Source organism: Bacteroidales bacterium, from assembly GCA_017521245.1.
Lineage (GTDB): Bacteria > Bacteroidota > Bacteroidia > Bacteroidales > G3-4614 > Caccoplasma_A.
In genome coordinates this window covers 1-19,149 of record JAFXDI010000007.1, presented here as the reverse complement: position 1 = coordinate 19,149, position 19,149 = coordinate 1, and the positions used below count along the sequence as shown (strand labels likewise).

Genomic DNA, 19,149 nt, shown 5'->3' with positions numbered 1-19,149 from the left:
TTGCATCATTAAAATTTAGTTGTTTTTACTTATAAATAGTTGATAAAGAAATGAAGAGGTTTTTAATTCTATCTCTCCTATTTGTTTTTACAATGGGAGTTAGTGCTCAAGGAGTTTTTGGTGTTGGAGATAAAAAGGTAGATCTTACCATTGGTGTTGGAAAAGTAAGACATACTGGTGCAACTTTTGATCAACACGTTAATATGGAGTGGGGTGTTGCAAAGATAGCCGATAAGTTTACCATTGGTGTTGGTTTCTCAGTAAACAATACATACGGAGGCAAGGTTGTTGGTACAATTTATGGAGAGTATGATTATAAATATACTCAAACACATATTGGAAGAGTTTACAATATGAGAGAAGATCGTTGGGTAAATACGAGTGAAACCAGAAAAATTAGGAGACATGATACAGGTTCAGCAACTGCCGATATAAAAAGAGAGGACGTTAATGCTATGGCAATAGTATCGTTCCATTATAGTCCTATTAAAAAACTTGATACCTACGCAAGATTAGGTTTAGGTATTGGATGCAAAACATATCTCTTCAAAAATATACGAGATGAAAAGGGATTTAAAAAGGCTGATGAAAAAATAGAGATAAATAATAACAATATGCATGGTACTACCACATTTAAGTACAACGACCTTGACCATGTTACTTGGAGCGGATATAAGGCTAAACCTGCTGCCGCTATGGCATTATATGTTGGAGCAACTTATTACATTACCGACAATTGGGGTGTTGATGCTCAAATTGGTATGATAAGCAGTGTTCTTAAAAAAACTTATGAAAACTCATTTGCTGTTTTTGCTGTGGGTGCTTCATATAAGTTCTAAAAGAAGTTTGAGAATCTTAAATAACAGACTATCCCCAAAGCCTAAGGCTTTGGGGATAGTTTTTTTACATAGATTTATTGAGTTTAATCTTTCTTTAAAGCAAAAAAAGTACTTTTATCAAGTATGCGGATAATAAAGCTCAATTTACTATATTTTCTAAAATGGAATAAATGTATAATTTACTTTTTTAATAGGATTATAACAACAAAACACTTTGCTATCAAGCAAAGTGTTTTGTTTATCTATTAATGAGTTTTACTTACAAATATCTATTGCTCGTTGAAGGGCAGAGATAAATTTGTCGCACTCTGCTTTGGTATTGTATAGGGCAAATGAGACTCTTACTACTCCGGGTATGCCTAATATATCCATTAGGGGTTGAGCACATAGGTGACCTGTGCGGACTGCGACTCCTTGTTTGTCTAATAACATTCCTATGTCGTATGGGTGGATACCCTCTACATTAAACGATATTACTCCGCTTTTGTGTGATGAGTTGCCATAGATTACTACCCCCTCAATTGCTTTTATCTTTTCGGTTGTATATTGCAACAACTCGGTTTCGTGTGTTGCAATGTTCTCTATTCCTAACTCTTCAACATAGTTTAGGGCTGCGGTCATTGCCATTACTCCTACATAGTCGGGTGTTCCTGCCTCAAACTTAAAGGGCAGTTCATTATAGGTGGTCTTTTCAAAGGTTACCTTTCCTATCATCTCTCCTCCGCCCTGATAGGGTGGCATCTTATCTAACCACTCCTCTTTACCATACAACACTCCTACTCCTGTGGGTGCATATATTTTGTGGCCTGAGAAGACGTAAAAATCTACATCCAATGCCTGTACATCAACCTTTATGTGTGGTGCTCCTTGTGCTCCGTCAACGAGTACGGGTACATTGTGTGAGTGGGCTATTGTGATTATCTCCTCTATGGGGTTTACTGTTCCTAATACATTTGAGACATGGGCTACCGATACCAGTTTTGTACGCTCGGTTATGAGTGAACGGAACGCATCCATATCAAGTTCTCCCTCTGATGTTATGGGTATTACTTTTAGTTTTATACCCTTTTTTCCCTCTAACATTTGCCATGGAACTATATTTGAGTGGTGTTCCATTGCTGAGATTATAACCTCATCTCTCTCATTGAAGAATGCCTCAGAGAATGATGATGCTACAAGGTTTATACTTTCGGTTGTTCCGCGTGTAAAGATTATCTCTTTTGTTGATTTGGCATTTAGGAATTGACGTACCTTTTCGCGTCCGCCTTCATGCCCTTCGGTGGATAGTTGACTTAGGTGGTGTACTCCGCGATGCACATTGGCATTTATGGTACAATAGGCATTTGATATTGCATCTATTACAACTCTTGGTTTTTGTGTTGTAGCGGCATTATCGAGATAGACAAGTGGTCGTTTATATACCTCTTGCTTCAATATTGGAAACTCTTCTCTTATTTTGTCAATATCCATCTTTAGTTGTTAGTTGTTAGTTATTAGTTGTTAGCATTTATATTATTTGTTAGGATTTATTTTCTAAAAACTAACAACTACCCCATAGGGGCAGCAATGCTGACAACTAAAAACTAATATTACTTACACATTGTGCAACCTGAACATTTTGTATCGCCTTTGCGTAGGCGATTCTCTATTAATGAACGTAAGCGGTCACGCAATGGTTCTAATTTTATTCTCTGCAATATATCATCGGCAAATGCTAACATAAGCATCATACGTGCCTCATCTTTGGGGATGCCTCGCTGACGCAAATAGAAGAGTGCCGACTCATCTAATTGTCCTACTGTTGCACCATGTCCACACTTTACATCATCGGCATATATCTCTAATTGTGGCTCGGTGTAGATATGGGCTGTTTGCGACATTGATATGTTTTTATTTGATTGTTGCGATATGGTTTTCTCTGCTCCCTCCTCTACCAGAACTTTACCTGTCATTGATACTACTGCACTGTCTGACACTATATTTTTGAATAGTTGATTGCTCTCGCAGTGCGATGCTCTGTGGTGAACTCGAGTATATACGTCAGAGATTTGCTGATTGTCACATATTGACAACCCTGTTATGTTAAGGTTTGCTCCTTTTGCAACCATCTCAACATGGTAGTTTGTGCGTGTCTCTCCATTGTGGAGTGTTATAGGTGCTATAAGCAAATTTGAGTTCGCCTCTTGCTCTGCAAACAGAGTTGCTACTTTGTATGACGATGCGGTTGTCTCTTCAAGTTCGTAATACTCTATTTGTGAATTCTCTCCTGCAAATATCTCTGTTACTTGTGTTGCTAATGTTTGGCACTCCGAGAGGTTATGCTCACACACCAATATTGTTGCGGCACTGTTTTCCCCTGCTACTATCAATAGTCGGCGGTTGGCCATTACCGGCGTTTTGCTATTGAGTATATTAACTATTTGCAGGGGTGTTTGCATTACTACCCCGCTGGGGATATATACCACCACTGCATCTTGTGCCAATGCTGTGTTTAGTGCTACTGTTCCATCAAGAGAGGTTTGTGCCAGCTTGTTGTAATAGCGTTGGGCAAGTTGTGGATATTGGATTGCAAATGCTCCCATATTCATTACCTCTACCTCGCCTATTTTTTCGCATGATTGAGGTATATCGCCTATTACATAAATGGTTTGAGTTTTTAACCCTGGCACACTACATCGATACACCTCTTTTGTTGCCGATTGCGATATTCTGGCAAGATTTATTCCGTAATCAGGTGTATATAGTTTTTCTATATTTATATGACGGAACAGTTCCTCTTTTTGTGAGGGTATGCCATATTGGAGAAAGTTTTTTACTGCCCCCTCGCGTGCATTGTTCATTGCTTCGCATGCTCCCTTGTTTATTAAAGGGAGATGCTCTTCCAATAATTGTTTATATTGTTCTGTTGCTGCCATACTCTTTTACAACTCACCTAATTCTCTCTTAATCCAATCGTAACCTTTCTCTTCGAGTTCTAATGCAAGTTCTGGACCTCCCGATTTTACTATGCGTCCTTTATATAGTACGTGAACAAAGTCGGGTGCTATATAGTCTAACAATCGTTGATAGTGAGTAATTACGATTGTTGCGTTTTGCTCTGTTTTGAGTTTGTTTACTCCTCCTGCTACTACTCGCAAAGCATCTATATCCAAACCGCTATCGGTCTCATCTAATATTGATAGTTTGGGTTGTAGCATCGCCATTTGAAATATCTCGTTTCGTTTCTTCTCTCCTCCTGAGAATCCCTCGTTTACTGAGCGACTTGCAAGTTTGTTATCCAACTCTACAATCTCGCGTTTTTCACGCATTATGCGTAGGAAGTCGGTTGCCGACAGTGGCTCTTCGCCACGATATTTGCGTTGCTCGTTTACGGCTGCTCGCATAAAGTTTACCATACTCACACCCGGTATCTCAACAGGATATTGAAAACTTAAGAATAACCCTTCGTGCGAACGATCTTCGGGAGATAACTCCAATAACTCTTTTCCACAAAATGTTACAGAGCCTCCTGTTACGGTAAAGGCTGGGTTGCCTGCCAACACCGATGCAAAGGTACTTTTACCTGAGCCGTTAGGACCCATTATTGCGTGTACTTCGCCCGGTTTTACTGTTAGGTTTACTCCTCTTAATATCTCTTTTTCGCCTATATTGGCGCGTAAATCTTTTACTTGTAACATATATTTTATTGGTTTATCCTACTGAACCTTCTAACGATACTTGTAATAATTTTTGTGCCTCTACTGCAAACTCCATTGGTAGTTTGTTCATTACCTCTTTTGCGTAACCATTCACAATTAGGGCTACTGCCTCCTCTGTTGGTATTCCGCGTTGATTGCAATAGAATATCTGTTCCTCATTTATTTTTGAGGTTGTTGCTTCGTGTTCAACTACTGCTGTTTTGTTTTTAACATCTACGTATGGGAATGTGTGCGCTCCACACTCTGATGATAACAATAGGCTATCGCACTGGGTATAGTTTCTTGCTCCATCGGCATTGGGGGCTACGCGTACCAATCCGCGATAACTGTTCTGACTCTTTCCTGCCGATATTCCTTTTGAGACAATGGTACTCTTGGTATTCTTACCTAAGTGTATCATCTTTGTTCCTGTATCGGCTTGTTGGTAGTTATTTGTTACTGCAACAGAGTAAAACTCGCCTATAGAGTTGTCTCCTGCAAGAATACAACTTGGATACTTCCATGTTATGGCAGAGCCTGTCTCTACCTGTGTCCACGATAGTTTTGCACTCTCCCTGCAAATGCCTCGCTTGGTTACAAAGTTATATACTCCACCTTTACCCTCTTTGTCGCCCGGGTACCAGTTTTGTACGGTTGAGTATTTTACCTCTGCTCGGTCATTTACAACAATCTCTACTATGGCTGCGTGTAGTTGATTTTCATCACGCATAGGGGCGGTGCATCCTTCAAGGTAACTAACGTAACTCTCTTCATCGGCTACTATTAGTGTACGCTCAAACTGTCCTGTTCCCATTGCGTTTATTCTAAAGTATGTTGACAACTCCATAGGGCAACGTACTCCTTTGGGTATATATACAAATGAGCCATCGCTAAATACTGCCGAGTTTAGGGCTGCATAGAAGTTATCTCTATATCCCACTACGCTACCGAGATATTTTTTTACTAAGTCGGGGTACTCTTTTACTGCTTCGTTAAACGAACAGAATATTACTCCCAACTCAGCCAATTTCTCGCGATAAGTGGTGCGTACCGATACACTATCCATTACGGCATCAACGGCTACTCCTGCCAACTGCATTCGCTCCTCAAGAGGTATTCCCAACTTATCAAAAGTTTTTATAATCTCAGGATCTACCTCATCTAAACTCTTAGGAGCATCTTTTGTTTTGGGTGCGGCATAGTAACTTATTGCCTGAAAATCTATTTCGGGGATATTCAGATGTGCCCACTCCGGCATTGGCATAGTTTTCCAGTAGGCGTATGCTCGTAATCGGAACTCCAAAAGCCACTCAGGCTCGCCTTTTTTCTGTGAGATTAGGCGAATGATATCCTCGTTAAGCCCTACGGGTATAATGTCGGTTTCTATATCGGTAACAAATCCATGTTTATATTCCGAATTTGTTACGTCATCTATTATATTATTCTCTTCTCTCTCCTTTTCTATCTTCATAATCCTAAACTTAACCCTCTTATATGTTAAACATAGTTGCGGTACTGCAAGTTTTAGGTTTTATCTTTTTTTTTACAAGAGGTGTTACTTTGTTATTTTCACTTTTAGTAGCCGAATGTTATTCCATAGTCTCTTACAAACTTCATGATTGCCGATACACTATCTACTATGGGTGTGTATGTTACACCCTCAAAAGGTGTGGGAGGTTGATTGTATATTCCTTTATATATTCCAATATATATGTGTAGAACTATTCCTACTATCATCAACACTTTCACTCCTCCAAAGGCGGCTCCCAATAGGCGGTCAATCCATCCTATTTTCAATACTTTTGATGTTTTGTGTAGTAGTATAGATATTAGATAAGTTATCAATACTATTGATACAAACATTAGTGAGTAGTATAATGTTCCCTCAAGGCGTGTTGCTCCTGATGTTATATTATACACCAAATCTGAGAATAGCGTTGATACTATTCCTGTGAAGAGCAGTGCCAAGACCACTCCCACAAGAACTCCTAACTGTCTGAATATTCCCAATATTGCTCCTCGCACTAATGCAAAGATTAATATTGCTGCTATTACTATATCAAATATTGACATTATCTACTACTGTCTTACAAAGTTTGTTTTACCTCTACCTCCTCAAACGACTCAATAATATCTCCTACTTTTATGTCGTTATAGTTGGTTATGCTCAAACCACATTCGTATCCTGTCGCAACCTCTTTAACGTCATCTTTCATACGTTTAAGCGATGCAAGTTCTCCTGTATAGATTACTATACCATCGCGGATAAGGCGTACTTTGTTGCCACGTTTTATCTTTCCTTCTTTTACGGCACCTCCGGCTACTGTTCCAACTTTTGAAATATGGAATGTTTCGCGTACCTCAACGGTTGCTGTGATAACCTCTTTAATTTCGGGCGATAGCATACCCTCCATAGCCGATTTAACCTCCTCAATTGCATCGTAGATGATTGAGTATAGACGTATATCTACACCCTCTTTCTCTGCATCCTTACGTGCTGCCAATGATGGACGTACGTTAAATCCAACAATAATTGCATCTGATGCCGCTGCAAGTGTTACATCCGACTCTGAGATTTGTCCTACACCTTTGTGTATTACGTTTACTTGGATTTGCTCGGTTGACAAACGTATCAAAGAGTCGCTCAACGCCTCTACCGATCCATCCACATCGGCTTTTACAACGATGTTCAATTGTTGGAAGTTTCCGATTGCAATACGACGTCCTATCTCCTCGAGTGTTACGCGTGTACTTGTACGGAATCCTTGCTCACGTTGTAGTTGCTCACGTTTGTTTGCCAACTCGCGAGCCTCTTGCTCTGTATCAAATACATTGAAGGTATCTCCTGCTTGTGGTGCTCCGTTAAATCCTAAGATTAGGGCTGGCGCTGCAGGTCCTGCCTCTTTTATTTTACCGTTACGCTCATTGAACATTGCTTTTACACGTCCGTAGTATTGTCCTGCAACAACAATGTCTCCCACTTTTAGTGTTCCGTTCTCAACCAATACTGTTGATACATATCCACGACCTTTGTCCAATGCCGACTCAATGATTGAGCCACGTGCTTTTGCTTTGGGATTTGCCTTTAACTCTAACATTTCTGCCTCCAAAAGTACTTTCTCAAGCAGGTCTTCTACTCCCATTCCTTTCTTTGCAGAGATATCTTGTGATTGATATTTTCCTCCCCAATCCTCAACAAGATAATTCATAGCTGCCAATGCCTCTTTAATCTTGTCGGGGTTAGCAGTTGGTTTGTCTATTTTGTTTATAGCAAATACAATGGGAACTCCTGCCGCTGCTGCGTGGTTGATTGCCTCAACAGTCTGGGGCATCACATTGTCATCGGCCGCAACTATAATAATTGCAATGTCGGTAACTTGTGCTCCACGAGCACGCATTGCAGTAAATGCTTCGTGTCCCGGTGTATCAAGGAAGGTTATTCTTCGACCGTCATCCAGCTTAACATTGTATGCGCCAATGTGTTGAGTAATTCCTCCTGCCTCACCAGCAATTACGTTTGCATTACGAATGTAGTCCAATAATGATGTTTTACCATGGTCAACGTGTCCCATCACTGTTACAATTGGTGGACGTGATACTAAGTCTTCCTCTTTGTCCTCCACCTGCTCTATTGCTGATACAACTTCGGCACTTACATACTCAGTCTTAAATCCGAACTCCTCGGCAACAATGTTTATTGTTTCTGCATCAAGACGTTGGTTTATTGATACCATCATTCCAATGCTCATACAGGTTGATATAACTTTGTTTACCTCAACTCCCATCATGGTTGCAAGGTCGTTTGCAGTTACAAACTCTGTAATCTTCAATATCTTGCTCTCAAGACGCTCTTGGTTTGCCAACTCTTGCTCACGCATTAAGTTTGCTTCGCGTTTCTCTTTACGCCATTTTGCACCTTTCTTTTGTGAAGAGTTCTTTGAGGTTAAACGAGCAAGTGTCTCTTTTACCTGACGTTGCACATCCTCCTCCGATACCTCTACTCTAACCGGGCGAGGTTGTTTTACCTTTTGAGGTTTTTGTTTTTTACCTCCCTCTGCAGGTTGAACATTAGGGTTATTAATGTCAATCTTATCTTTTTTGATGCGTTGACGTTTCTTACGCTCTCCCTCTCCTTTCTCTTGGTTTTGGGCAGGGCGTTTAAACATCTCGTTTCTTTGACGCTCCTTCTCCTCACGCTCTTTTTGACGCTCCTCCTTGCTCTTCTTTTGAGGACGTGTTTTTTGATTTAGTGAGTCCAAATCAATTTTTCCAACTATGTTAAGTTGGGTTGATGCTTGAGGCTTAGAAAAATCGAATACCTCTGTTTGAGCAGGTTTTACCTCCTCTTTTTTAACTTCAACTTTTTGAGGTTGTTCTGCTTTTTTCTCAACCGGAACAGGTTTTACCTCCTCTTTCTTCTCAACCGGAGCAGGTTTAATCTCCTCTTTTTTAACCTCAACTTTTTGAGGTTGCTCTGCTTTCTTCTCAACCGGAACAGGTTTTACCTCCTCTTTCTTCTCAACCGGAGCAGGTTTGGGAGCAGGACGTTTGTTTACTGCATCCAAATCTATTTTGCCCACTTGTTTAAATTGAGGGCGTTTTATCTCCTCTGTATTTACAAGTTCTGGCTCTTGCTCTACTTTTCGTTGAACTGGTTTCTCTTTATGATGACGCACTTGAGACATCTTGTCTGCACCCTCTTTTACGCTTTTATCAGCATTAAACTCTTTTTGCAAAAGAGCGTATTGGTCATCTGAGATTTGAGTATTTGGTGTAAATGTCTCATCAGCATAGCCATTCTTCTGCAAAAAATCGATTAATGTCTGAATACCTACGTTGAGGTCTCGTGCTACTTTATTTAATCTTATCATATAGTCTTTCTCTTTTTTCTAATAAGTTACTTAAATTGTTTTTACTTTTGGTAATAAAAAACTTCTATTACTCAAACTCTGCTGCAAGGATGGCTTTGATTTCATCTATTGCCTCCTCTTCAAGATCTGTTCTTTCAAGCAACTCTTCGTTAGATCTTCCCAATACATCTTTTGCTGTATTGCAACCGATTGATTTTAATTGGTCAATTATCCACTCCTCTATTTCATCGTTAAACTCATCAAGGTAGATATCCTCTTCTCCTGCTTCAACTGTATCGCGGAATACCTCAATATCATATCCTGTAAGTTTCATTGCAAGGCGAATGTTGTATCCATCTTTTCCGATTGCCAACGCCATATCATCGGGACGCAACAACACCTCTGCTTTCATATTCTCTTCATCAACACGAATTGCTGATGTTGATACTTTTGCTGGGGCCAATGCTCTTTGGATGAATAGCATTGTGTTTTTAGTGTAGTTGATAACATCAATATTCTCGTTACACAACTCACGAACTATACCGTGAATACGAGAACCTTTTACTCCAACACATGCTCCTACTGGATCGATACGCTCATCGTATGACTCTACCGCTATTTTTGCTCTAAATCCGGGTATACGTGCTACTCGGTGAATTGTGATAAGTCCGTCGTGAATTTCGGGAACTTCCAATTCAAACAAACGTTTCAGGAACATCTCTGATGTACGAGATACTATAATTTTTGGGGTATTGTTTATGTTGTCAACACGAGCAACTACCGCACGTACTGTATCTCCTTTGTGGAAGAACTCGTTAGGGATTTGCTCCTCACGTGGCATAATCAACTCGTTTCCTTCATCGTCAATTAAAAGAATCTCTTTCTTCCAGATTTGGTAAACCTCTCCTGATACTATCTCACCTACTTTGTTTTTGTAGATATTGTAAATTGCATCTTTTTGAAGTTCAAGAATTTTTGAAGCAAGCGTTTGACGTAAGTTCAAAATTGTACGGCGGTCAAAGTCTGAGAACAATACCTCCTCGGCTACCTCTTCGCCAATTTCGTATGATGAATCTATTTTTTTAGCATCAGAAAGAGATATTTGTAGATTTGCATCTGTAATTTCTCCGTCTGCAACAACCTCACGGTTACGCCAAATCTCGCAGTCACCTTTGTCAGGGTTTACAATAACATCAAGGTTTTCGTCTGTACCATACATTTTTGCAAGTACGTTACGGAACGACTCTTCCAAAACACTTACAAGTGTTGTTCTGTCAATGTTCTTCAAAAGTTTGAACTCTGAGAACGTCTCAATCATTGTGTTTACAATCTCTTTCTTTGCCATTTTTATATCTGTTTTTAATTATTATTTTTTTAGTGTTATATATGAGTTAAAATGTTATCACATTTTTTACGTATTTAACTTCAGTGTATAGGTAACGCTCCTTCTCTACTACCTCAATTTTTCGCTTTGCACCTTCGGGTTTTATCTTTTTTGTCACCTCAACAGTAAATCCCTCATCATCGGCAGCCGATAGTGTTGCATAGAATTTTTGCCCTACTTTGGTTAAAACCTCTACCTCACCGCCTATACTCTTTTTGTACTGGCGTGGTAATTGTAAAGGCGAAGTTAATCCTGCTGAGCCAACTTCGAGCGAGTAATCTTCAACCTCTCTGTCAAAAGCAGCCTCAATATCCCGATGCAGTTTTTCGCAGAACTCTATATCTACACGGTCATCATCATCAATGGTAACAACTATTGTATTATCGGGCGAAACAGTTACTCCAACCAAAAACGAAGTACCATCTCCAAGTAGTTCAACTACCTTATTTTCAATCTCTTTTGCGTTAATCATATAGTTAATACGTTTATTTTGGGATAAAAAGCGAGGGGGCTTGCTTGCCCCCTCCACCTTTGTTTACGTTACAAAGATATATAATTATCTCGTAATTACAAAATTATGCACTAACATTTTATTCCATTAATTAGCAATAACCTTTACAACCTCATTATTAACCTTACCATTATTACTCCTTTAAGGGTTGAGGAAAACTCTATTTGAGTATATGTTGCTCCCCTCTCTTCCGCAGAGTGGTTGGGGCGAGGAGCGTTCTACCCAATGAATCATATATGCTTATATCTTTGTCTCCTCGTTACTTTTTACAGTTATTTTATAATGGAATTCTGAATTGTTTAAACTCTTGTTCCAACTCTCGTTCTTTGCCACCACAATAGAAGTTACATAATGCGTGAAATTGAGGACTGTGATTCATCTCTGTAAGGTGTGCCAACTCATGCAGTATTACATAATCAACAAGATGTTGAGGATAAAAAATCAGATAGGCCGAAAGTGATATATTTTTTTTTACACTGCACGATCCCATTCGTGTGAGTGCCGTAGAGATTGTAAGTTTGTTATATTTAACTCCTTTTGCCTTTGCCAACGCATCTAAACGTGCGTGAAGATATGGCTCTGCTACCCTCTTTAATATTGTTATTATTCCCTGCTTTATTCTTTTCTGAATTGATACTGTCTCAATTTCAGCACTCTGTGGCACAAACACATTAAGGGTGTTATCTTTTAACGTAAAGAGGAGTTTTGAGAGGTTATGCGAATATATGCGAATTGGTACAACTCTTGTTGCTATTTCATCTCCTGCTCGTAATATATTTGCGGTGGTTTTTGCGAACAATCCCCGAATTGCAGTGCGTTTTCTTTGTATGCTCTCTTCTATAACCTTTGCCTCAGTTTTATAAGGTACCGTTACTTGCAACACACCATCTTTTACCCTGAATATTAATCTTTTGGCTCGTATGTTACAGCATACCTTTATTAAGCCAAATTCACTGTCTTGTATAAATATTTCGGGCATAGTTGTTACTACACATTTCTACTGTCTGCTCCCCACATCAGTTTGTTACGGAGGGTTAATACAAAGGTGTGGTTATTGCGTTTTACTACCAATGTTTTAAAGGGTGCTTTACGCAGTGTTATCTCCTTATCACATGGTATTACCAACGACCTTCCGTCAAGAGCAAGAAGGCAGTTTCCTGTTCTGCTATCAACCGACAGTGTTATTGTTTTGTTATCAGGCACTACCAACGGACGCACATTAAGGGTGTGTGGTGCTACGGGCGCTATTACAAAATCGGATGTCTCAGGCATTAACACAGGACCTCCAACACTTAAGGCATAGCCTGTTGAGCCTGTTGGTGTTGCAATTATCAAGCCATCGGCTTGGTAACTATTCAAAAACTCCTCGCCAAAGGTTGCCGATATGGTAATCATTGATGATGAGTCTTGTTTTAGCACTGCCACTTCGTTTAGGGCGTATGGGGCGAAATCAAGCGAAAGTGACTCTATCTCTACTTGCAACATTGTTCGCTCTTCTACTTTATAATTACCTGAGAATAACTCATCTACGACATTTATTATCTCCTCTTTTGAAACATCGGCAAGAAAACCTAAACGTCCTGCATTTATTCCCAATATGGGTATATTTTTCTCTGCCACATTCTCGGCTGTACGTAAAAATGTTCCATCTCCGCCAACACTTATTACTATATCAATGTTATCATCTATGGTTGTAAAGGGTGTTGCAGTATATAGTTCTATTGATTGTTCTTTAAGAAAATCATAATAGTTTTGCTCTACAAAAAGGCTAACTTCGTATTTTTGCAGTGCCTCAAAAAGTGTAACTATATGCTCACTCTTAGAGCGTTGATAACTATTTCCGAAAAGGGCTATTTTCATTATTTTAATATACGAATAAATTGTAGTAACTTTGTGCAAAGTTACAGAAATAATTTAAATTGATAAATTTTTATATGCTTTCCGTTAATTGTAAAGCAAATTAATTAAGAATTAATAACAAATATATATGATTAAATTAAGTGTAAATATAAATAAGGTTGCCTCTATCAGAAATGCTCGCGGGGGTAATCGACCAAATATTCTTCAAACTGCTATCGACTGCGAGGCTTTTGGTGCCGATGGTATTACCGTGCATCCACGCCCCGATGAGCGTCACATTAGATATGCCGACCTTGACGTGCTGGCTCCTGCTCTTAAAACAGAGTTTAACATAGAGGGTAATCCTTGTCCCAAGTTTATTGAAAAGGTTTTACAAGTTCGCCCTGCTCAGGTTACTCTTGTACCTGACAGTCCCGATGCTATTACCTCTAATGCTGGCTGGAACACTCGCGATAACTTTGAATTCCTTTCGGAGGTGGTTGCTAAATTTAAAAATGCCGGTATCAGAACTTCAATATTTGTTGATGCTGATGAGGAGATGATTGAGTGGGCTGCAAAATGTGATGCCGATAGAGTGGAGTTATATACTGAGCCTTACGCTACAAATTATAGCAAAAACAGAGAGGAGGCTATTGCTCCTTTTATTGTTGCGGCTCAAAAGGCTCGTTCGCTTGGATTAGGGCTTAATGCCGGACACGATTTAAGTCTTGAAAATCTTGCATACTTTGCAGATAATATTCCTTGGCTTAAAGAGGTTTCTATCGGACACGCTCTTATCTGCGATGCTCTTTATTTGGGATTGGAGGAGACTATTAAACAATACAAAGCACAACTGATAGTAACAAAATAGGATTTAAACCTATTGAGGTGTTATCTGTCAAAGGTTACAGAAATTAGGATTTTAATATATAAACTTAGATAAACACAATTCTTATTCTATGAATATTTTAACAACCATTTTGGCACAAGTTGCAACTGATCCCGTAGTGGAGGGTATTGCAGAAGAGACTACAAAAGAGTTAGACCTATTAGCCTTAACATTAAAAGGTGGTATCATTATGATTCCTCTTCTATTGTTATCGATAATGGCTATTTATGTATTTTTTGAGCGTTGGAGTGCTATAAGAAAGGCTGCAAAAGCAGATAACACTTTTATGGCTCGTATTAAGGATTATATTCACGAGGGTGATATAGCATCGGCTCGTAACCTTTGCAAAAAGACAGACACGCCTTATGCCCGCTTGATTGAGAAGGGTATCTCTCGCTTGGGACGTCCTATGAACGATGTACTTGTTGCTATTGAAAACACCGGTAATATTGAGATTGCTAAATTGGAGAAGAACTTCCCTTGGTTAGCAACTACTGCAGCAGGAGCCCCTATGATTGGGTTCTTGGGTACTGTTTCTGGTATGGTCAGAGCTTTCTTTAATATGGCTGAGGCTGGTGGTAGTGCCGATATTTCTACTCTTTCGGGAGGTATCTACGAGGCTCTTGTTACTACCGTTGCTGGTTTGGTAGTGGGTATTATTGCTCTGTTTGCTTACAACTACCTTGTTGCAAGGGTTGACGGAGTGGTGAGAGACCTTGAGTCAAAGACTATGGAGTTTATGGACCTTTTAAACGAACCTGCTCAAAAATAGAATATGGCTTTTAAACGCAGACATAATATTGATGCTTCTTTTAGTATGGCGTCAATGACCGACGTTATATTCTTGTTGCTTATATTTTTTATGGTGACTTCTACCGCAATGTTCCCAAATGCTATTAAGGTTATGTTACCTCAAAGCAAAAACCAAGTTACAAATACTGCGTCGGCAAGAGTTACGATTGATAAGGATAACAGATACTACTTTGCCAAAGGTAATAAGGCTCCCACAGAGATTGCACCCGAGCAGTTGGGCGATATGTTAGATGCTCTTGTTGCAGAGGAGGGAGAAGTGTTTGTTTCGATTAATGCCGATAAGAGCATCGAATATGGCGAAGTGGTAAGAGTTCTTGGCATTGGTGCCGAGAAGGGTGTTAAGATGGTGTTGGCTACTCAACCCGTAAAAAAATAGTTTTAATCTCTCTTGTTGAAAATGAATAACCACGAAAAAAAAGATAAGATTTTAGGCATTACAGGCACTCTGATTTTTCATATTGCCATAATTCTTATTCTCTTTTTTACAAAACTATTATCACCTGCTACTGATGAGGGTGGTGGTATATTGGTGGCTTACGGAACTAACTACGAGATTGTTACCGCACCACCTGCCGGATATACCCCTCCAAAGGTTGTATCTTCAACCGAAGAGATAACTCAGGATAGTGACGAGCAGACTATTGCTTCGGAAGAGGAGGAGAAGAAAAAACGCGAAGAGGAGCAACGCAGAGAGGCTGAACGCAAAGCCAAAGAGGAGGCTGAGCGTAAAGAGGCTGAACGTATAAACTCGCTTGTTTCGGGTATATTCTCTTCTTCATCATCTACTGATGGTGCTGAGAGCAAAGGTTCGCCAAACGGAAACTCTGAAGATGGTGCTGAGAGCGGAAATGCAGGATATGGTATCTGGGATCTTGGTGGCAGAGGATTTGCCAAAGGTGAAAAGTTGCCTATTCCTGAATATGACAGGAGTAATGTTGAGGGTAAACTTGTTGTAAATATTACTGTCAGCCCTGCGGGTAAGGTGATTGCCGCATCTACAAATCCTAAACTTAGCGACCCAAGCGTGGCTTCATCTGAGTATATTAGAAACAGAGCCGAAAGTGCTGCTAAAAGAGCAAAGTTTGAATCAATCAAAGGCACCAATAATCAAAACGGAACTATTACTTATTTCTTTAAAATCAGATAATATCAGTTTTACATATTATATATAAATATACCCTTGACACGTGTCAAGGGTATATTTGTTTCATCTTGTTTATCGTTTGACTATTATCAGCACAACCACTGCAACAAAGAATCCTATTACAAACCATTTTAGTTTAGAGGTTTGAGGCTTATTACTCACTATCTTTTTATCACTCTTTACATCAACACTCTCTGTTATTATCTGCTCTTCGTTAGTTGTTTGCAATCGGTTTTGAACTGTTTTCTCCACAGTCATCTTTGATGGTTTCCAACTCCCGACCGAATCGGGGAGATACTCAACTTTTGTACTATTAATTTCAATGCTATCATACACTAACAACTCACGTTCAACTACTCGCTCAACATATATTGTATCAACTTGCGAAACTTCGCAACGGCGTGGTGTGTTACATGATACTACCGAAAGTAAAAACAGTGTGAGTATAGTTAATGATATAATCAAATATATACTCCTACTCATCTTGCACAATATTTAATGTTATTGTTTCTCCTCGCTTTATTGCACCCTTACACTCTATAACTAAAATCTCTTCGTAGATTGAGGAGTTGGATAATCTGCCACGTGTGCTATTTTCTCCCACCAAGATACAACCTGAAGTATCAGATGCACTGTTGCCTCGATGTATTAATATCCCCTCAAAGTGAGGAACATCCAACAGTCTGGGCAACTCCCTGCCAAACTTTGGAGAGCGATTTACAACTACTTTATACTCACCGTATGGAATTGCACTTTTTCCTGGCTCTTTCTTCTCTTCTCCTTCAAATGCTCCACTCTTATCAATATCTACAACTCGGTCTTCAAGTGTATCGCAAAAATATTTGCCATCAATATACAATGCTCCTATTGTATAGTTCTTTCCTGATATTTTTCTTTTTATCTCTAATTTCATAACTACCTTTTTTTTTAATAATCACTTGGAGGTTTTCGGTTGGTGCATTTTCTTATATCACATCGCTTAACTTCGCTCTCTTTTAATTTGAGTTCAAGTTCGTGCCTGCTGTATATCTCCTCTAATCTTTTTTGTTGCTCGGCACGTAACTCAATATAGAGCGAGTCTATTTTTGAATCGCGTTCACAGATTCGCTTCTCCAACCAATCAACCCTCCTCTGTTCATTCCCTATTTGTAATGCTTCAGCCTCCTCGTGTACTTTTTTTTGAGTTGATTTGCGAGTGGCAATCCACGTTACCACCCACTTAATCAACTCAACTCCTCCAATGGCCGTTACAATTGTTGCTATCTCATTCAATGTAGTCATCACTACAAGGCATTAATCATTTTCCAACCACTCCAAACATCTCCTTGCAATGTTCTTTGTATCTCAACATACTGCCCTGTAATAAGCAATGCTTTTGCCCGTTGCGTTACACTGCGAGGAATAACACCGAAGCCCCATTCTTCTACTTTCTGAACAACTGCATAGTTATTCAATACATCCATTGTAAAGAGAGTTCCAGTTGGAATATCCCCTGCACCACCACTCGTTGAGGCAGTAGAAAGAAAATTTTCAATAACGTTTGTAATATTATTTAAACTGCTAATAGCACCAACAATTACTCCCTCATAGATTCCATTCTCGGTGTAATTCTTTAACTCAGCATCACTTATTTGATTAAGATTTGTTGTCTGCTTCAACTCTCGCCAAGCACTCCAACCCTCACCTCCGTTTGAGTATTTGTTGTAGGTACGAATATACTCCTTACCCTCACTGCCCAATCGGTTTGTGAGTTTAAGATATTGCGTGATACATTGCTCTGAATTACTCAACGAGGCATCTAACACAGTTAATTGTCCGCTTATGGAGTGACCAGGCGATGCGTTCATTATAGGTAAATTGTCTGTGTTTAACGTTCTCTCTCCACATATATAATAAACACCTTGCGTTGTGTAGTTATTTATATTAAACGTATCATCAATCTCTATAAGTTCATTCTTTATTGCTCCAGTTTTGATAAAATCTATTAAAATTGATGCTCGTTTAATTTGTATATATGGCAACATGGCAAGTTTCTCTTCCTTAGAAGCAGATAAGAAGTTGCTCCACTCATCAATAGCAATTCCTGTTGGATGTAGTCCATATTCAACACCATCAATATATTCATTTATTTGTCCCCATGGATAACCTTTGCAATGCAATAATGAATATTGCCTTTTAGTTATTGGATGTAGCTTATCTTTTGAGAAGCCTATATTTTCATCATCTTTTATCAAAGGCAATCCCCACTTATTTGCCAACTTCCGAATTGCAGTATTAAATATAGTTCGGGCATCGTGCCAATAGGTATATAATATTATTTGACAAGGTTTTCCTAATTTTGAATCATACCCCTCAGTATCTTTTAAGTTATAACACAACTCGTTCCACTTCTTTATTGCATAATCATAACCTATTGCATACAACTCATCAGAGGTATATACTCCTTCTATTGGAGCTAACGTGCCAGTATAATAATTACTAGTTTTTATGTAATCTCCTAACACTTCATCATTCTCATAATCTAAAGAAGTATAATTTTCTAAATGTTTAGGTAATGAGTAAACATCAAAATTGTGAATGTGAGAAGTTATAAGAATATCAACATCGTTATAATTCTTACCTGCACTATATAAATTATAACATAGATGAAATATATTCGTACCCGCTACACTTATATTCGTATAACTCAATCCCAACTCCTCCATAGCATATTCAAAATATCCATTATATTGAGATATTGAAGCTCCACTCAATAAGACCTTTTTATTAGGCATATAGAAACCTACATTATTTGTTGGTTTTATTTTTGGGATTTTTGTTTCTAATTCCTCTATTCTTAAGTTAAGTTCTAACTGTTTAGAGTACAATGTAAGAGAAAAAGAATCTAAATACTCTTCATTACAACATAAATATAAATATCCATCTTCCTCTACATTGATCATTACTCCTTTTAACTGGTCAAAAGTATTGAGTGCCTCTGGTTTATTTATGATTTTTCTATCAGAATTGGTTAACACCCAAGTATATGATGCTCCTTTTACAGCAGAAGTCACATAACTTTTCAATTCATAAACATCACCTTTCTTTACCTCTTTAATTGCACTTCTTTTAGGATTAGCAGAAGTTGGTGAAACTCCTGTTGGTGCAGTATCACCTATCTCCTTGCCTTGAAAATTATAAAATCCAACTACATCTAAAATATC

19 protein-coding genes are annotated in these 19,149 nt (G+C 38.8%); 5 read left to right on the top strand and 14 right to left on the bottom strand.

The features are described 5' to 3' along the window. Nucleotides 1-50: 50 nt before the first annotated feature. Nucleotides 51-839 carry a hypothetical protein gene (locus IKK64_02140; protein ID MBR4118862.1) on the top strand — a complete coding sequence of 263 codons (789 nt, stop codon included), beginning with the start codon at nt 51-53 and terminating at the stop codon, nt 837-839. A 255-nt stretch (nt 840-1,094) separates the two neighbouring features. Here the strand turns inward: IKK64_02140 and IKK64_02135 are convergent, their stop codons facing one another. From IKK64_02135 to IKK64_02090, 10 genes are all read right to left on the bottom strand, one after another. Beyond that, nucleotides 1,095-2,309, bottom strand: a complete 1,215-nt coding sequence (locus IKK64_02135) for a cysteine desulfurase (GenBank protein MBR4118861.1) — start codon at nt 2,307-2,309, stop codon at nt 1,095-1,097. Between the two features lie 119 nt (nt 2,310-2,428). After that, nucleotides 2,429-3,754, bottom strand: coding sequence for a Fe-S cluster assembly protein SufD (gene sufD / locus IKK64_02130; protein ID MBR4118860.1), 1,326 nt, complete (start codon nt 3,752-3,754; stop codon nt 2,429-2,431). A gap of 6 nt (nt 3,755-3,760) precedes the next feature. Then, nucleotides 3,761-4,516, bottom strand: coding sequence for a Fe-S cluster assembly ATPase SufC (gene sufC, locus IKK64_02125; GenBank protein MBR4118859.1), 756 nt, complete (start codon nt 4,514-4,516; stop codon nt 3,761-3,763). 13 nt (nt 4,517-4,529) lie between these two features. After that, complete coding sequence (sufB, locus tag IKK64_02120) at nt 4,530-5,987, bottom strand: Fe-S cluster assembly protein SufB (protein ID MBR4118858.1); 1,458 nt, start codon at nt 5,985-5,987, stop codon at nt 4,530-4,532. A gap of 104 nt (nt 5,988-6,091) precedes the next feature. Further along, nucleotides 6,092-6,589 carry a CvpA family protein gene (locus IKK64_02115; protein ID MBR4118857.1) on the bottom strand — a complete coding sequence of 166 codons (498 nt, stop codon included), beginning with the start codon at nt 6,587-6,589 and terminating at the stop codon, nt 6,092-6,094. 14 nt (nt 6,590-6,603) lie between these two features. Further along, nucleotides 6,604-9,387, bottom strand: a complete 2,784-nt coding sequence (gene infB, locus IKK64_02110; GenBank protein MBR4118856.1) for a translation initiation factor IF-2 — start codon at nt 9,385-9,387, stop codon at nt 6,604-6,606. A 67-nt stretch (nt 9,388-9,454) separates the two neighbouring features. After that, nucleotides 9,455-10,711 (bottom strand): transcription termination/antitermination protein NusA, encoded by a 1,257-nt coding sequence (nusA, locus tag IKK64_02105; GenBank protein ID MBR4118855.1) that lies wholly within the window; start codon nt 10,709-10,711, stop codon nt 9,455-9,457. Nucleotides 10,712-10,757: 46 nt separating this feature from the next. After that, the gene (gene rimP / locus IKK64_02100; GenBank protein MBR4118854.1) at nt 10,758-11,222 is read right to left on the bottom strand and encodes a ribosome assembly cofactor RimP; all 465 of its coding nucleotides are present in this window, start codon (nt 11,220-11,222) and stop codon (nt 10,758-10,760) included. A gap of 316 nt (nt 11,223-11,538) precedes the next feature. Then, entirely contained in the window at nt 11,539-12,240 is a 702-nt protein-coding gene (locus IKK64_02095) for a DUF45 domain-containing protein (protein MBR4118853.1), read from the bottom strand. Between the two features lie 8 nt (nt 12,241-12,248). Continuing rightward, a complete protein-coding gene (locus IKK64_02090; GenBank protein ID MBR4118852.1) occupies nt 12,249-13,121 on the bottom strand; it encodes an NAD kinase in 873 nt (290 codons plus the stop codon). 127 nt (nt 13,122-13,248) lie between these two features. Between IKK64_02090 and IKK64_02085 the strand changes: the two genes are divergently transcribed. The 4 genes from IKK64_02085 to IKK64_02070 all read left to right on the top strand — a co-directional run bounded on the left by IKK64_02085 (nt 13,249) and on the right by IKK64_02070 (nt 15,949). Beyond that, on the top strand, nt 13,249-13,971 hold the full coding sequence (locus IKK64_02085) for a pyridoxine 5'-phosphate synthase (protein ID MBR4118851.1): 723 nt from the start codon (nt 13,249-13,251) through the stop codon (nt 13,969-13,971). Nucleotides 13,972-14,059: 88 nt separating this feature from the next. Then, nucleotides 14,060-14,761: a MotA/TolQ/ExbB proton channel family protein gene (locus IKK64_02080; GenBank protein ID MBR4118850.1), complete on the top strand. Its 702-nt coding sequence runs from the start codon at nt 14,060-14,062 to the stop codon at nt 14,759-14,761. A 3-nt stretch (nt 14,762-14,764) separates the two neighbouring features. Next, complete coding sequence (locus tag IKK64_02075; GenBank protein MBR4118849.1) at nt 14,765-15,178, top strand: biopolymer transporter ExbD; 414 nt, start codon at nt 14,765-14,767, stop codon at nt 15,176-15,178. Nucleotides 15,179-15,199: 21 nt separating this feature from the next. Beyond that, nucleotides 15,200-15,949, top strand: a complete 750-nt coding sequence (locus tag IKK64_02070) for an energy transducer TonB (protein MBR4118848.1) — start codon at nt 15,200-15,202, stop codon at nt 15,947-15,949. Nucleotides 15,950-16,018: 69 nt separating this feature from the next. Here the strand turns inward: IKK64_02070 and IKK64_02065 are convergent, their stop codons facing one another. The 4 genes from IKK64_02065 to IKK64_02050 all read right to left on the bottom strand — a co-directional run. Continuing rightward, the gene (locus IKK64_02065) at nt 16,019-16,429 is read right to left on the bottom strand and encodes a hypothetical protein (protein MBR4118847.1); all 411 of its coding nucleotides are present in this window, start codon (nt 16,427-16,429) and stop codon (nt 16,019-16,021) included. After that, complete coding sequence (locus tag IKK64_02060; GenBank protein MBR4118846.1) at nt 16,422-16,859, bottom strand: hypothetical protein; 438 nt, start codon at nt 16,857-16,859, stop codon at nt 16,422-16,424. Before IKK64_02060 ends, IKK64_02065 begins: the two co-directional genes overlap by 8 nt. Before the next feature lie 14 nt (nt 16,860-16,873). Further along, nucleotides 16,874-17,227, bottom strand: coding sequence for a hypothetical protein (locus IKK64_02055; protein MBR4118845.1), 354 nt, complete (start codon nt 17,225-17,227; stop codon nt 16,874-16,876). A gap of 2 nt (nt 17,228-17,229) precedes the next feature. Next, a partial coding sequence (locus IKK64_02050; protein ID MBR4118844.1) for a DUF5040 domain-containing protein occupies nt 17,230-19,149 on the bottom strand: 1,920 nt, incomplete at its 5' end.

Excerpts from the sequence above, each read along its gene's own strand:
- IKK64_02140 (MBR4118862.1), top strand. The coding sequence starts at position 51 with ATGAAGAGGTTTTTAATTCTATCTCTCCTATTTGTTTTTACAATGGGA.
- IKK64_02135 (MBR4118861.1), bottom strand. The coding sequence starts at position 2,309 with ATGGATATTGACAAAATAAGAGAAGAGTTTCCAATATTGAAGCAAGAG.
- sufD (MBR4118860.1), bottom strand. The coding sequence starts at position 3,754 with ATGGCAGCAACAGAACAATATAAACAATTATTGGAAGAGCATCTCCCT.
- sufC (MBR4118859.1), bottom strand. The coding sequence starts at position 4,516 with ATGTTACAAGTAAAAGATTTACGCGCCAATATAGGCGAAAAAGAGATA.
- sufB (MBR4118858.1), bottom strand. The coding sequence starts at position 5,987 with ATGAAGATAGAAAAGGAGAGAGAAGAGAATAATATAATAGATGACGTA.
- IKK64_02115 (MBR4118857.1), bottom strand. The coding sequence starts at position 6,589 with ATGTCAATATTTGATATAGTAATAGCAGCAATATTAATCTTTGCATTA.
- infB (MBR4118856.1), bottom strand. The coding sequence starts at position 9,387 with ATGATAAGATTAAATAAAGTAGCACGAGACCTCAACGTAGGTATTCAG.
- nusA (MBR4118855.1), bottom strand. The coding sequence starts at position 10,711 with ATGGCAAAGAAAGAGATTGTAAACACAATGATTGAGACGTTCTCAGAG.
- rimP (MBR4118854.1), bottom strand. The coding sequence starts at position 11,222 with ATGATTAACGCAAAAGAGATTGAAAATAAGGTAGTTGAACTACTTGGA.
- IKK64_02095 (MBR4118853.1), bottom strand. The coding sequence starts at position 12,240 with ATGCCCGAAATATTTATACAAGACAGTGAATTTGGCTTAATAAAGGTA.
- IKK64_02090 (MBR4118852.1), bottom strand. The coding sequence starts at position 13,121 with ATGAAAATAGCCCTTTTCGGAAATAGTTATCAACGCTCTAAGAGTGAG.
- IKK64_02085 (MBR4118851.1), top strand. The coding sequence starts at position 13,249 with ATGATTAAATTAAGTGTAAATATAAATAAGGTTGCCTCTATCAGAAAT.
- IKK64_02080 (MBR4118850.1), top strand. The coding sequence starts at position 14,060 with ATGAATATTTTAACAACCATTTTGGCACAAGTTGCAACTGATCCCGTA.
- IKK64_02075 (MBR4118849.1), top strand. The coding sequence starts at position 14,765 with ATGGCTTTTAAACGCAGACATAATATTGATGCTTCTTTTAGTATGGCG.
- IKK64_02070 (MBR4118848.1), top strand. The coding sequence starts at position 15,200 with ATGAATAACCACGAAAAAAAAGATAAGATTTTAGGCATTACAGGCACT.
- IKK64_02065 (MBR4118847.1), bottom strand. The coding sequence starts at position 16,429 with ATGAGTAGGAGTATATATTTGATTATATCATTAACTATACTCACACTG.
- IKK64_02060 (MBR4118846.1), bottom strand. The coding sequence starts at position 16,859 with ATGAAATTAGAGATAAAAAGAAAAATATCAGGAAAGAACTATACAATA.
- IKK64_02055 (MBR4118845.1), bottom strand. The coding sequence starts at position 17,227 with ATGACTACATTGAATGAGATAGCAACAATTGTAACGGCCATTGGAGGA.